General features: G+C 41.8%; 6 protein-coding genes. All 6 read right to left on the reverse strand.

From position 1 onward, the window contains the following. Positions 1–8: 8 nt before the first annotated feature. The 6 genes from HFD85_RS19715 to HFD85_RS19740 all read right to left on the reverse strand — a co-directional run bounded on the left by HFD85_RS19715 (position 9) and on the right by HFD85_RS19740 (position 15,425). Entirely contained in the window at positions 9–2,507 is a 2,499-nt protein-coding gene (locus HFD85_RS19715; protein WP_167613727.1) for an Ig-like domain-containing protein, read from the reverse strand. Between the two features lie 33 nt (positions 2,508–2,540). After that, positions 2,541–5,582 carry an alpha/beta hydrolase gene (locus HFD85_RS21710; RefSeq protein ID WP_206082034.1) on the reverse strand — a complete coding sequence of 1,014 codons (3,042 nt, stop codon included), beginning with the start codon at positions 5,580–5,582 and terminating at the stop codon, positions 2,541–2,543. Between the two features lie 13 nt (positions 5,583–5,595). Further along, positions 5,596–7,014: a sialate O-acetylesterase gene (locus tag HFD85_RS19725; protein ID WP_206082035.1), complete on the reverse strand. Its 1,419-nt coding sequence runs from the start codon at positions 7,012–7,014 to the stop codon at positions 5,596–5,598. 381 nt (positions 7,015–7,395) lie between these two features. Continuing rightward, complete coding sequence (locus HFD85_RS19730; protein WP_167613729.1) at positions 7,396–12,567, reverse strand: T9SS type A sorting domain-containing protein; 5,172 nt, start codon at positions 12,565–12,567, stop codon at positions 7,396–7,398. Between the two features lie 164 nt (positions 12,568–12,731). Continuing rightward, on the reverse strand, positions 12,732–13,670 hold the full coding sequence (locus tag HFD85_RS19735) for a DUF1735 domain-containing protein (RefSeq protein ID WP_167613731.1): 939 nt from the start codon (positions 13,668–13,670) through the stop codon (positions 12,732–12,734). Between the two features lie 33 nt (positions 13,671–13,703). Beyond that, positions 13,704–15,425, reverse strand: a complete 1,722-nt coding sequence (locus HFD85_RS19740) for a RagB/SusD family nutrient uptake outer membrane protein (protein ID WP_206082036.1) — start codon at positions 15,423–15,425, stop codon at positions 13,704–13,706.

Consider the following 15,425-nt stretch of genomic DNA (forward strand, 5'->3'; position numbering starts at 1 on the left):
TTATGACATTAGTTAATTAATAGTTTTGAAATGTGGGAAGAAACACCGTTAAAAGTTCTTATAAAATAAAATCCAGGTATCATCCATTCCTGATTTGAAATTACAAGTTTACTTTTCAGATTTTTCTTACTAAAAACTTCACTACCGTTCAAATTGTAGATCATAACTTCAGCCATTTCAGCACCAACAAACTCGATATTAAACAGACCAGTGGCCGGATTTGGGTACACCAACACACTAAATTGGTCATTGAGTGCAATATCGTTGCTTAAGGAGGTAGGCGTATTTAAAGTAATACTTTTTGCGAGTGGCGATGCTCCCGGAAAGGCAGTTATGTTTGGGATATCGACCGTTTCATCTTCTACAACAGCTTTTTGATAGATTGCAAGTGATGTTTGCCCGCCATCGCTGTAATTGCATTGCGAATTAGGCACAAGATCCCAGCCGGAAATTCCGCTCGCAGGCGCAATAATATAAATGAAACCATCTTCTTCCGCAGTAATCGTACCTGAATTGGCTACTTTACCATCGCTGGCTAAAAACTCGAAGCCAATAAAATCCTGCGGAGCATTTAAAATAGTATATGTCCGGTTGGTAAAAATCTCCGCGCCGTTATCAAATATTCTTTTTGTAAACCCTTCGCCCTGAACACTGATACTAATTGCGCTGGCCCCATCGCCAACCTGAAAGTTCCGTGTGATGGTAACATTCTCATTATCGGTGCTGTAGGCTATTGCTTTTAGGGTGTAATAACCGGCACTCATATTTTCCAGAAGTGTATCGTTTTGCCCGGCAATCCCCCACTGATAAGGAGACGCAGAATCGGAACGTACTAACACTTCATTCAGATACAAATCTACTTTTACAATTGTCGCATTTGAATCCACGGCATTAACAAGCACTTCCAGATTACCTCCTGTCGGAATTCTGGTATCTTCTGCCGGTTTTTCAAAATGTGCTTCAGGAGATTTTATATCCCTGAAATTCCGGATGCGGTGAAAGGTTAATGAATTGGCATCGTGCCAGCGCTGAGCCTGCCCCTTTTCGTACTCCCATGCTGTTCGCAATACGAAAATTATATCATCGCCGTCTATTTGCATCGACGGATAATTAAAGCCATGACAATGCTGCGATTTTCCCTGAAAAGCCACTTTTACTTTTGTCCACGTCTTCAAATCAACAGAACTCCAGAGGGTTATTCCTAACCTGCGATCCTCGTACGGATAAATTTCAGAATTGCTGGTTAGCGCATAATATTTATCAGATATTGAATCGTATTTGGCAGTATATTTCGAGTTGCTTCCTGGAAGTGTAAATTTGTCTGAGGCACGAGCAGTGGCACTTGTTGCACTTGTAGCCTTTACTGGCGGACCTCCGGATTTTGGCATTGCAATTGGCCAGCCATCCCTGCCCAATACCATATCGGTCTCATTACCAGTGCCAACATTATCCGTCCTTGTTGTTTTGATCCAACTGCTTGCTTGCATTAAATCACTGTTCACCGATGCTGATAAAAAATTCACGATGTGCGGATTTGGCAGATTTTCAAACGCAATCCATATTCTTCCCTGGGTGACTTCCACGTGAGAAGGAGAATTACGAAAATCATCAAGCAAAATTGTTGGTTCCCCCCATGTTTTTCCTCCATCCGTTGATTTATTAATTGCTCCCCTTCCCGCAGAATTACCCACTTCATCTCCAATAATATACAATGCTCCGTTGTGTTCGAAAGTAGAGGCATGCTCTATGTTGTATGAACTGCTTAGTAGATCCCAGGTTTGTCCTTTATCTGTTGAAATGTACCTGCGGTTTTTTTCTCCGGCTATATAATCTCCATTCGAGGTAATGTATAAATCCGGGTCGTAAGTATAATCGCCGCGGTAGTATTCATTCGTACTTTTGTCAATAAGTACACCTTCGGCAAGGCTCGACAAGGGGATCGGATTATCGAACACAACATGTCCCCGGTCGGCAAACAAAACAGTGCGGGCAGTACTTACTCCGGGAATATCAATCCACGTACCGGGAGTGGTATAATTATAGGTATATAAGGTAAATGTTGATACTGTTGAGCTAAATGAAGTGGATGTTTTTGTCCAGCCGCTTGTACTAAGGGTATCAGATGGCACTGCAATAGTCACTACACCGGCAGCATCAGCTGAGAAACTGTCGATTGAATAATCTTTCCGTTTATCAGAGGGATCGCCTCCGGCAGTTGTTGCAAAATCTTTGTTTACAATAGCAGCGGGGCGGGTACCGTTAAATAAATGGTATTGACCCGGTATCCAGAAATTGTCTTCCCAATCTATTTTTGTACCGGGCGAATACATTTGTTTGTATCCTGAAGAACCTACATTGTCGATATCAATTCCGTTTCCCCGGACCCGGAGATTCATTTGGGCAGTGGTTTCATGCGCTGCTGTCAGCCCTGAAACCAGAAGGATAAACAAGAGTATTCGATTGAGATTTCTTTGCAAAATGGTTGTTGTATGTTGTCTCCTATTCATATCTATTTCTTTGTGAAAAGTTTATTTTAAGATTCAATTACCTGATGAACCTGTTGTTTCTGTTAGTTTTTCAATTATAAACTCAGGAAAATCCTGGTGGATAATATTTGGTTTTTCGGGGTAAGCAAGCTCACACTCAACTCCTAATTCCTCACAATGTTCCTGGAGTTTCACCCCAAAATTGGCCGTATGCGTCGGGTCTTTTTGCTCCTTCCCGATGGCAGGTGCCGACCGATAAAGCATATAAATTGGCGGATCGTCCTTACTCACATGTTCATAAGGCGAATACATTTTGATCCACTTTAATACAGCATCACGTTTTTCCAAAAATTCAGTAAAACTTTTATCGCGCGATTTTAGATCATTGGGGTCCATAAAACCAAAAGCATGACCGCCATATTTGCTGTTGGGAGTCCACTCAATCATCTGCTGCGGATCGAGCGAAGTTTGCGGATGCCGAACCCCGGCACACCAAAGCCGGGTAGATTCACGGGCTACCGGATCGGCATTATCCGGATCAGCCATATCATCGTGAAAAGCCAGATACAAACTCGAAGTCGCCCCGGCCGAACTGCCGCTTGCCGCAATCTTTTTCTTATCGATGTTCCATTCAGTTGCCATACTCCGAACAAACTGCAGGGCGCGAACAGCATCGTCGATGGGCCATTTTACGGGTGGTTCAATTCCAGCGAGCTGAGCCTGCCAGGAATAACGATAATTGATTGAAACAACCGAAATACCGGCTTCCAAGTAGCTTTCGAGGCCGTGAACATTTTTTTTATCGCCACTCACCCAGCCACCACCGTGAATCCAAATTACAAGGGGTGTTGGTTTATCGGAATCGGCTTTGTAAAAATCTAAAACCTGCCGCTCATGCGATCCATAATGTACATTTGCTTTAGTGGGCAAGATTCCGGAACCTGGCTTATTCCTGGACGCTTTGACTTCGCTAATTGGATTCGGTTTGTCCCTGTATTTCCTTGCTTCGTCAATGCCCATTAGTCTTAACTCATCACCTGGTAAAAGATAAAGCCTTCCCACCTCGTTTCCAACCAACAAATTTGGCTGATTACCACCTCCTAATAATGTTCCCACAGCACCGCTTTCGTGCGAACCACCTGGTTGAAGAAGTCCTACTCCTTCAAGATCAAATGGAAAAGGATGCTCGAACATCGGATTATTTTCAGTTCCCACATTTTTCATAAACAAAGGCGTACCCAGAGTCTTATCTCCAAGTATTGGAAGAGGATAACCTGTATTCATATTAGGAATTGCAGATCGCCTTCCATTACCAATAATCAAATCTAGCTTCCCGTCACTATCGTAATCGAAAAAATCCAACTTACAACGACCTGTGCCACCAGCCGGCTGTGCACTTGTTATTATCTTCGAGCCATCATCAAGTAATATTTTACCTCCATCTTCAACATTGAAATCATCAATTTTCCAGTACAAATGAAAATGGTCGTCACCATCAATAATCGCCATAGCCATCCGATCACCAAATTTTCCGACAGCTGCACGCGAACGCCACATCCCATGTAATTCCAAACCATCGCAAAACATTGATTGAGCAACATCCAAAACAGGAGTGGTGCGGGTTCCCTTGTTAATATATATGGTGTAATTTCCCGTAATATCGCCCATAATAATATCGGGCAAACCGTCTTCCGTCCAATCCACAACATTTGGAGAAACATATCCCCATCGGGCCTCACCGGTACCCTGTACACTTCCGGAATAGCCCGCTTGAATTCGAATTTCTTTTCCTCCGGCTTTAATTCGTTCCCCCGGAAGAAATTCTGGTTGTTTGTTGCTTCCCACATTTTTGAAAAACAGAACAAATCCTTCTGAGTTACCGGCAATAATATCCAAAACGTTGTCACCATCCCAATCGATGGTTGTTGGCGAAGGCAGCGTTCCGGCATAAAAATCTGCATTTTGTTGCAATACAGGTACCGGTTTCTTAAAAATGGGATCACCTTTCAATGTAAATTCGCCGGTGAACTGATAAAAATAAACCGCTCCCTCGCCTCCTGCAATTATATTGGATAATTTCCCATTCAACTGAGGATAAGCACAAACAGATGCCGACACACTTGGATGACGGAGTATGTTTCCATCTTCGCCAACCATATAATTACGATGACCAAAAGTCAGTGGTGTCCCATTGTTTTGTTGGTAAAATGTAAAGGTTCCCAATTTCGATCCGCAAACCAAATCTTTTGATTGTCTATTTCCAAAATCAACCGGAGTAGAATTCTCCATCCTGTAAAGAACCTCTTTATTCGTAGGTGTTGCCTGGGTTGTCGCCCGACCTTCACCTTCCAGCAATTTGGGGTAATTAACCACATAAAGACAAGAGTAACTTATTCCTGATGAAGAGATTCCTGCCTCATCGTAGGGCCTCCAGTTTTCGGAAGATGCATTTTGATTGCTATATTTTCCAGGCTTTCTGAATCCGCTGATTTCCAAAACAAGATCAACGCTCCCGTTGGAATTCAGGAATGCTGAAATGCTTCTTGGCGATCCCGGCAAATCCGGAAGTTTTACTTTGTTTTTTACGAAAAAAGACAAGGAAGGAAGGTCAAAAATAGTATGGATAACACTATCCCCGTTCAGCCAAAGTCCATGTATCACTCCATCGTTTGCCTGAAAAACAGTTCCATTTGAAGTAAAATAACTTTCTATTTGAACCGGCTCATCAAATACGGGCACTCCTTCCTGATTATTTCTCAACCAAGGGAACAAGAACAAATCGCTGGATCTGGTATTTCCACTTACAAATAAATCGGGCTGTTGAGATCCGAAAACGGACGCGCTGCCCACCATTTTATTTCTTAAATACGGCAATGTCATCGGGCCTACGCTATTTGGTGTTGCCAATTTTAAAGGTTCGTACAACTGTTGTGCTTTGCTGTTTTTTGCTGTTAAGTAAGCTCGCTTTGCCAATTCTTGATTTTTCGATTTTTGCTGACCAACAATCTCCTGAGAAAATCCATCGAAAAAAAACGATACCAGCAATACTGTAAGTAAACCTGTAAAACACGACCTTATGTCACTCAGAACAATCATCCTGTATCAATTACTAATTCTGTTTCAAATCAAACATTACATCATCGGTTCTGAAAGGAGCTACGGGCAATCCCGAGGCATCGAACAAGTTCCCGATAACCCCATTCCCAAAGGCATACCGAACGTAAAGCGGTTTTTTCACTTCGTTTGATTTTACGATCAGCGTATTCGTTTTTGCATCGATTTTCCCCTCCGCCGGATGAAACACTTTATCGGCCGCAGCAATCTCAAGACCTTCAATATTTTTATCTTTAGCCACAATACCATTGGCTGCATCGTTAAAAATTACTCTGATACGATCCTTCTCAATCTCTTGTTTATCAAGTGTCGCAAATTTGTATTTTGGCACATCACGGCCATAAGTTTCGCCTAGTGCATAATTTGCCAGGCGGTAACCTACCTGCTTTTTATATTTTGGGTGAATGTTATTCAAATCATCCACCTGGTCGGAAATAACAACCATCCCGGTTTTTTCCACGAGATCCTGCACCTTTTCCTGTTGTTCGCGAATAAGCGCTGCGCTGAATGGAATCGGATATCGTTGAAAAGGGGCGATTTGTACATAGTAAAATGGCAATTCTGTTTGAAATTTATCCCTCCACGCTTCTATCATATTTGCCAGCAAGCCGGAGTATGAATAGGCATTCGGACAATTGGCTTCACCCTGGTACCAAATTGCACCGGCCATCTTCATATTAATCAAAGGATGGATCATGGCGTTGTAGGTAGAACTTACGGTGTTATCCCAACCCGTACTTTTTTTCAAAACACTGGTTTCCTTCATCACCTTTTCAGGATTTTCAATTTTGTCGATAGGAGTCCAGGTTTCAACCGGTGTTCCTCCCCAATTCGAATTGATCAGTCCAATCGGAATGCCGAGGTTCTCATATAATTTCTGCCCAAAAAAGTAGCCCACTGAACTAAACCATTGCATACTTTCAGCATTACAAACTTTCCAGTAACCCGTGCAATCATCCTGCGGATATTCAGCAGTTGCCTTTTTTACAAAAAAGAAACGTACCTGATTATTCTCGCAATCAGCCAGAGCCTCTTTGGCATCGGCAACACCTTTATTAACATTGTATTCCATATTCGACTGCCCGGAACAAAGCCACAGTTCACCAATTAATACATCATTGATGGTAATATTTTTGTCGTCAGACAACACCTGAATGGTATAAGGGCCGCCACTTTCCGGTGTTTGTATTGTGGTTTCCCATTTTGCTTTTTCGCTGGCGGTTACAAGCGTTGTGTCTTTACTCCATTCAGGAATGATTTTGATTGTCGTGCGCGGGTCAGCCCAGCCCCAAAACTTTACTTCTGAATTTTGTTGTAGAAGCATGTGGTCGCTCAGTATAGCTGGTAAGCGAAGTGAATGCTGCGCAAAAACGATAGATGGAATAAAAAACAGGGCAAATAATAGTTTTTTCATTTTTAGTTTTTTAGTGCTGAACAAATACTTTTTCAATGTATAATTTTCCTTCAGAATAAACCTTTACAAGATATATTCCCGGTTGCCAGCCATTTGTGGAAATACTTTTGTTGAACCGGTTTTAAAGAATTTTGTCCTTCCTATAATATCATATACTGAACTTCCAATTTGACTTGGTTGGGCATATAATACATTTCCCGACAGAAATACAATTAAACAGAATACTACAAATCTCATGTAAGTGAACAAGTTTCAATCGTTTTCGATATTTTTTTGTTTACGAATTTAGCTATTCGGTTATCGTGATTCGAAAAATCATCCTGCCTTATCAGGTAAGGCAGGATGAAGTTTCGAAATAAATTGTTGTTTTAGCTAATCATATTATTTCACAAATTTTCGGGCAATAAACTTGCCGTTTTCAGTACTGAACCGTGCAATATAAATACCACCCCTAAGTTCCTGAACAGAGATTTCGCCGGAATATGCACGAACAACTTGCTCTTTCATTATTGCTCCGGTGATTGAATAAATACGTACACTATTAATTACATCGTCTGATGAAAATTTCAGATAATCATACGAGCGGTACATAATAAACTCATTCCTTTCTATCTCCGAAACTGCTGTGCCAAAGGTGGCAGATACCGATAGATCATCAATGGCCAGAATATGGTCGCCACTTGGGTCGTTCGGCTGGAACCATTTTAAAGTAATCATTTCGCCAACCGGAATATCCACATTTATTACCATTGTTATTCCCACGGTTTTGTTCTCAGCCAAATTTCCATTCAGCATTGTTGAACTGGTTCCGTTAGTCCCTATCTGCAAACTGGTAAACGACAATTCATCAACTTTAATAAAGTCGGTATCAAAATGGCTTGATGCACCCACTTTATAATAGAAATCCAGGCTCTGGGCTTCCAAACCTACGGCAGCCCATTGTTCTCCGGTATACGTTACTTCAATTGCCTTGATTGTTTGCGATGAATTATTCATAATATCCAGAAATAAACCAACATCGCCGGCGGAATTATTAATTCTGTAACCCAGTGCCCTTTCGGTTGCAACGATTGGTTCGGCAGCAGTACCTTCAGCATATCCCAGAGAATTTGGATTTCCTGCACTTGGAAAATCCTGCGTACCATCGCCTTTATTATCACAACCAACTCCGTAGGAGGTTGCCTCAGCAGGTGTGCCATCCAAAGTTTTATAAGCAAACCAACCTTGCAAAGGATCTAATCCATTACTCCAGGGTTGAGATGAATTGTATTCACTACTCAAACCATCAAAATTCTGATAATAAGTTCTTTTGTTATCAGTGAATTCGGCATAAGGTATTGTGTTTGCACCCAACTCAGCTTTCACAGTTAAATCGTCGATGGCTAAAATGTGTTCGCCATCCGCGACATTCGCCTGAAACCATTTCAAAGTGATAATTGCTCCAACAGGAATATCAACAGCAATAACTGCTGTTATACCAACTACTTTGTTCGAATCGAGATTACCATTTAACATGGTTGAACTTGTACCGTTTGTACCAATCTGAAGACTTGTGAAAGTTAACTCATCTACTTTTGTAAAAGTGCTGTCGAAATGGTTTTCAGCATCCACTTTATAATAAAAATCAAGTGATTGTGGCTCTAATCCCACGGCTGCCCATTGCTCGCCGGTAAATGTTACTTCAATAGATGTAATTGGTCTTGAAGTATTATTCATAATATCCAAAAACATACCTATATCGCCTGCAGAACTATTAATTCTGTACCCCAATGCCCTTTCGGTAGCTACAATAGGCCCTTCGGCTGTACCTTCGGTATAACCCAAGGAATTTGGATAACCTGCACCCGGGAAGTCCTGTGAGCCGTCACCTTTATTATCACATCCAACACCATATTTTGTAGGTGCTTCAGGCACATCATTCAGTTTTTTGTAAGCATACCACCCCTCTAATGGTTCTGTTCCATTTGTCCAGGGCTGATAAGAATTGTATTCATTACTTAAACCATTAAAATTCTGTTCATAAAGTAGCTTATCGTCGGTAAACTCCGCGTAAGGCTTATTAGCTTCAAGATTGGCTTTTACCGTTAAATCGTCAATAGCTAAAATATGTTCGCCATCAGGTGCATTTGCCTGAAACCATTTGAGTGTAATAATCGCTCCAACCGGAATATCAACATCAAAAATTGCTGTAATACCAACTACTTTGTTCGAATCGAGGTTACCATTTAACATGGTTGAACTGGTTCCATTGGTTCCTATTTGAAGACTGGTAAATGTCAGATCTTCTACTTTCGTGAATGTAGAATCAAAATGATTATCTGCACTTACCTTGTAATAGAAATCCAGTGTTTGAGGCTCTAAACCTACTGCTGCCCATTGTTCACCAGTATAAGTTACTTCGATCGATTTAATCGGTTTTGATGTATTATTCATAATATCCAGGAACATTCCGATATCTCCTGACGAGCTGTTTATCCGGTATCCCAAAGCCCTTTCGGTAGCTACAATAGGTCCTTCGGCTGTTCCTTCAGCATAACCCAATGAGTTTGGATAACCTGCACCTGGAAAATCCTGTGAGCCGTCTCCCTTGTTATCGCACCCAACTCCGTATTTTGTTGCTTCTTCGGGTGTTCCGTCTAATTTTCGATACGCATACCATCCTTCCAAAGGTTCTATTCCATTTGTCCAGGGCTGATATGAATTGTATTCATTACTCAGTCCGTTGAAATCCTGATCATAGATTAGTTCTTCGTCAGTAAATTCGGCATACGGTTTATTGTCGGGAGCTAATTGTGCCTTAACCGTTAAATCATCGATGGCCAAAATATGTTCGCCATCGGCAACATTTGCCTGAAACCATTTTAAAGTGATGGTAGCCCCAACCGGTAGTTCAACGTCGATAACGGCAGTAATCCCCACCACTTTATTCGAATCGAGATTACCGTTTAGCATCGTAGAACTTGTTCCGTTGGTTCCAATTTGAAGGCTTGTAAAAGTTAATTCATCAACTTTTGTAAAGGTGGAATCGAAATGAGTATCGGCATTTACTTTGTAATAAAAGTCAATTGTTTGCGGATCAAGCCCAACGGCAGCCCACTGTTCGCCGGTATAAGTCACTTCGATAGACTTTATTTCCCGGGATGTGTTATTTTTTATATCAAAGAACAAACCAACATCGCCTGCCGAACTATTTATTCTGTAGCCTAAAGCCCTTTCGGTTGCAACGATTGGCCCCTCGGCAGTACCTTCAGCATAACCCAGTGAATTTGGATAACCTGCTCCAGGAAAATCCTGCGAACCATCACCCTTGTTATCACATCCAACGCCATATTTTGTTGGCGCTTCCGGTACCTCATTCAATTTTTTGTAAGCATACCATCCTTCAAGCGGATCGGTACCATTGGTCCAGGGTTGATAAGAATTGTACTCATTGCTTAGCTCATCAAAATTCTGCTCGTAAATTAAAGTCGAATCAGTAAATTCTGCAAAAGGGTCGTTTGGAGGAACAACACCTGCTTCAATAGTCAGATCGTCGATGGCCAGCAAATGATCCATTGCCGCATCATTTTTATCCTGCCACTTTATAAAGATATGCTCACCAACCGGTATTTGTACTTTAAAATAGAATGAAATTCCGGCAACCTTGTTTGCATCATCATTTCCATCAATCATATTAATGTCGGTGACACTCTCGGTACGCGGAGATGTAAAAGTTAATTTCGGCACGGCAACAAAATCCGAGTCGGTAAGCGCTTCGGCATTTAATTTATAAAACACTTCCAGTGCCTGCTGAGCCGCATCGGCATAAGCCCATTGTTCACCAGTATAAGTTATTGTTAACGAAGTGATAAGCGTAGAGCTGTTATTCATAATCTTCAATCCATAAGCTGCATCACCCGTTTCATCGTTTACATAATAACCAAGTGCCTTATCGTCGGTTGTTGATCCAAACGAGACCACACCTGGTGACGGTACTTCACCGTCTATTCCACCTTCGGTAAATGCATCTGCCCCAACCGGAGTTGTTTCCATATTCTGAAAAGCATACCAGCCTTCAAGTGGATCTGTTCCGTTTTTCCATTCCGGGTCTTCCGCCAACAAATTAAAATCCTGCTGGTAAATTAAAGATCCATCCGAAAACTGTGCATACGGCATATGTGGATCAGGCGCATAAGCTGTAATCGTCAAATCATCGATTGCCAACATATGGTCTACATCAGAATCGTTAACATCCGACCATTTCAAGTAAATGGTCTCTCCCACCTTAATTTTTAATTTAAGCTTAAACGTAATTCCAGTTACCCTGTTTGAAGCTTGGTTCCCGTCGATCATATTCGTTTCGGTAACTGCACTTGTTACTGGCGAAGTAAAAGTTAAATCCGGGATTTCAACAAATCCGGTATCGGTTAAAGCTGTTGCATTTTTTTTATACGATACTTTAAGAGACTGGGGATTTATACTGGCATAGGACCATTGTTCCCCGGTATAAGTTATGGTTAGCGACTTTATATCGTTTGACGTACTGTTCTTTAACTGTATGCCGAAAGCTGCATCGCCCACAAAGTCGGAAACCCTGTATCCCAGAGCCCTATCGAGTGTATCTGTTCCGTAGGAAACCAGTTTGGTAAGGGGGAAATCGCCATCTTGTCCGCCGGTGGAATATGAAGTTGCAAACTCGGGAGTAGCGTCCATATTACTAAATGCATACCAGCCTTCCAAAGGATCAATTCCATTGTCCCAGGGAATTCCCCTGGCGTTGTAAGTTCCGTCTAAAGTATTAAAATCCTGATGATAGGTCTTGCGCGTATCAAAAAATTGTACAAAAGCTTTTGGTCCTGAAAGCCCCGCAGAAATGGTAAGGTCATCAATCGCGAGAATATGGTCAACACCGTCATCATTAATGTCCAGCCACTTAATAACAATAAAACTTCCTATTGGAATATCAACCTCCAATACGTGCGTAATTCCTTCAACACGGTTTGCGGGTTCAGTCCCGTCTATCATGTTGGTACCCGAAACGTCCGCGGTTATTGGAGAGGTAAAAGTTAGTTCGGGAATTGCTACAAAACCCGGATCGGTAAGCGACGAAGCATTTAGTTTATAGGATACTTCAAGCGATTGTGTTTGATTGCTTGCATAAGACCATTGTTCTCCTGTATAAGTTATTGTGATAGAGCCAATATCTTTTGAGGTATTGTTCATTATTTTAATACCGTTCGCGGCATCGCCTACGGCATTTGAAATTCTGAATCCCAGCGCTCTATCGCTGCCGACACCAAGAGAAGCAGTTCCATTAGAGGGCACGTCGCCTCCTTCTCCTCCTGTAGAGTATGAAGTAGCAGCAGCCGGTGATGTTTCCAAATTACTAAAGGAAAACCAGCCTTGTAAGGGATTGGTACCATTTTCCCAGGGGATACCTCCCTTGTCGAGTGTCCCATCCAGGCTGTTAAAATCCTGAGCATATTCCAGTTGTGTATTGGTTAACTCCACATAATCCTGCGCATATAAACTAAACGTCAGGATAAATGCTAAGAATGTAAAAATTTTTTTCATAATAAATGATTGTTTTATTTGGTTTAGACCATCTCTTGCACCGATATTGTTCGAGTAACCTTTTTGTGCGATTACCCGGGCACCACATTTGCCCGGGCAATCAATAACTAATTAACCAAATCAAATCTATGCGAAATGTCTTTTCATTGCCTTTAATATTCTGATTACCATAGTTCCAGACTTAACATATCATCCCTAAAGGATAGCGTGTCGTTCATTACATTTTTAATATTATCAATGGTATATTGGTAATTCAGATAATATACCTTGTTTTCACTATCGTAACTCGATCCCAAATCTGTTACTCCGGTTATTACCGAATTCATACCTGCTTCAATTGATATTTGATCATTTTCCGGATGATTGATTTTCAATGAATAGTCGTTATCATCACCATTTTTCGGAAACTCGGCGATTCCGTTTGTATGCAATGAGTTTGCATCATTAGTTTGTATCTTCCAGGCTATATCCGGTTCATAAATATTATGACCTGCCGGGATATAGCTTATTACTGTATCGATGGTAGAACCATCGGCTTTGTATTGTGTCCTGTTTCCCCGGTGATAATACACGCCATGTGTTTTATGGTGGTACTTCACTACAACAATCGAATAATCTTTTCGGGGGATACTTAACTCCTCTGAGCCAACTAGTATTGAATCGAGCGTAGTTTCCTTAATTAAAAAAGGCAGGGCGTAGTTCTTGTCCAGGCACAAGGAGTCGGCCAAAAACAGCTCCCTGTTCAGGTCAACAGTGACAAAACCAACAATCTCGCCTCTTTCAATAGTTATATTGTTGGCACTGCTTAATGTATAATAGTTTGACGGAAGCATGGTGAAATTGTTGTCGCCAACAATATCCGGGTCGTTTAATAACTCCGGTGCTAGCTCAAAAGTAACCTGCTCATCCACATTATTCGTCCTTTTTCCACCCATCACTACCCCGACTTTAAAACTGAGATCATCGGTTAAAACAGTCCTCACCGGATTTTGATAGGCAAAATAGACGTTTGAATATTCGTAATCGTTCGTAAAATCCTCGTATTTCTCGCATGCTGCAAAAACCAAAGCTATCAATGCGATTGTATAAATTTTTATTTTCATTTCATTCTCATTTTAAATATTAAATGATGCCTGTTACCATCCCTTGTTTTGAGTGATTGCACTTTTTGATGCATAAATCACCTGCTCGGGTAATGGATTATAATACATGTAGCTTTCAAATTTTCGGCTTTCTACGTTTATCCCGTATTCGAATGAGAAATTATTATCGCCGTTTTTCGTAATCTTCACACCTTTAACACCTTCATTCAGAACATCCAGCGGAAGCATCCACCTTCTCACATCAAAAAACCTGTGGTTTTCAAAACACAGTTCAATTCTGCGTTCGTTCTGTACCAAAGTCCTGAAGCTTTCCTTACCGGCATCAGCCTGTTCGGTCAGGTACGTATCGCCCGAAATTCCAGCGCGTGACCGTAATTCGGCCAAAGTTGTTTCGGCAGATCTTCCCAAACCTAAAATGTCCTCGGTTGGTCCCCAGGCTTCGTTGGCTGCCTCGGCATAATTCAGCCAGATTTCGGCACAGCGGAAAAAGGCATAATAGTGTTTTTCGGATGAATAATCTTCACCCGGAACAACGTTCACATTGTCGTTTATAAACTTCCGAAGATAATACCCGGTGCGTGTAGCCCGTGGTTGTGCGCTCGATGCGTAGTCGTTACCTCCCTCATAAATCTCGGCTACTTTTCCACCAAAGCTGGCAGTATTGTATATTACACTTAGTGCAAAGCGCTTGTCCCTTGACTTATACGGATCAGCCGGATCATACAAGGGAGATTCTGTAATTGGGTACCCGTCCTGCATAGGAAATGCATCTACCAGTTGTTGCGATGGATTTGTACGTCCATTTCCCCATAAGGAAGGCATAAAATTTTCGCGCTCGGGAGTGTTGCTGTCCCCCTGAAAACTCCTCCAGATAATTTCGGAATGATTAGGATCTTTGTATAAACTTCCGTTTGTATTGATTGATGGCAGGTTGCCAATATTCTGAATGGCTTCATTAGCTGCCATGGCTGCCTTAACCCAAAGGTCCTTAATTTCCGAATCGGTTTTCTCTAACGTATACGCCGGACTGGCGGCGTATAACAACACTCTTGATTTCAGGCTCAGTGCTGCAAGTTTATAGGCCCGGCCTACCTGCTGTTCGCCAAAAACCACATCGTTTGATGAATACTGATCATCGGGTAGGTATTTTAACGATTCATCGATATCTGCTACGATTTGATCCATACATTCGTCAAAAGAGTTTCTCGTTATGCCGGCAAGTTCGTCTTCTGAAAGCGGCTTCAACACAATGGGGTAACCCATTAATTCCCCGCTCTCATCAACGCCTGCAAAACGGCTAAGCAATTCGAACTGATACCAGGCCCTGAGAAAATAAGCCTCGCCGGTTGACCGTTTTGTCACCTGTTCATTCAATGCCGGATCAATGGCCAGATCGATGTTTGGCAAAATTTCGAGGAATTGGTTTAAGGTTCGGATTTGCCGGTAAGCATTTTCCCAACTGTTCAGTGGATTATTCATTTGCGAAATACCTGCTATTCCTGCAGGAATCAAGTTGGAGTTAAAATCGTTTGTTACAGCATTGTCAGTGGCACAATCCAGGAATCCGCCAAACTCATCGGTGTAAAATGCCGGTAATTGATCGTAGGCTTCGGTGATTGCCGCCAGTGTAAAATCCTTGTCAGACCACAGTTGTTCATCGGTAAGCGACCTGTCGAATTCCGGCTCCAGATTATCGCAACCATAGATGAATAAGCCTAAGATTGCAATGAAATAATATATTTTAATCGTCTTCAT

This window comes from Maribellus sediminis (genome assembly GCF_011799805.1).
Taxonomy (GTDB): domain Bacteria; phylum Bacteroidota; class Bacteroidia; order Bacteroidales; family Prolixibacteraceae; genus Draconibacterium; species Draconibacterium sediminis_A.

Bases quoted from the DNA above. Each gene is read 5' to 3' on its own strand.
- HFD85_RS19715 (WP_167613727.1), bottom strand. From the start codon at position 2,507: ATGAATAGGAGACAACATACAACAACCATTTTGCAAAGAAATCTCAAT.
- HFD85_RS21710 (WP_206082034.1), bottom strand. From the start codon at position 5,582: ATGATTGTTCTGAGTGACATAAGGTCGTGTTTTACAGGTTTACTTACA.
- HFD85_RS19725 (WP_206082035.1), bottom strand. From the start codon at position 7,014: ATGAAAAAACTATTATTTGCCCTGTTTTTTATTCCATCTATCGTTTTT.
- HFD85_RS19730 (WP_167613729.1), bottom strand. From the start codon at position 12,567: ATGAAAAAAATTTTTACATTCTTAGCATTTATCCTGACGTTTAGTTTA.
- HFD85_RS19735 (WP_167613731.1), bottom strand. From the start codon at position 13,670: ATGAAAATAAAAATTTATACAATCGCATTGATAGCTTTGGTTTTTGCA.
- HFD85_RS19740 (WP_206082036.1), bottom strand. From the start codon at position 15,425: ATGAAGACGATTAAAATATATTATTTCATTGCAATCTTAGGCTTATTC.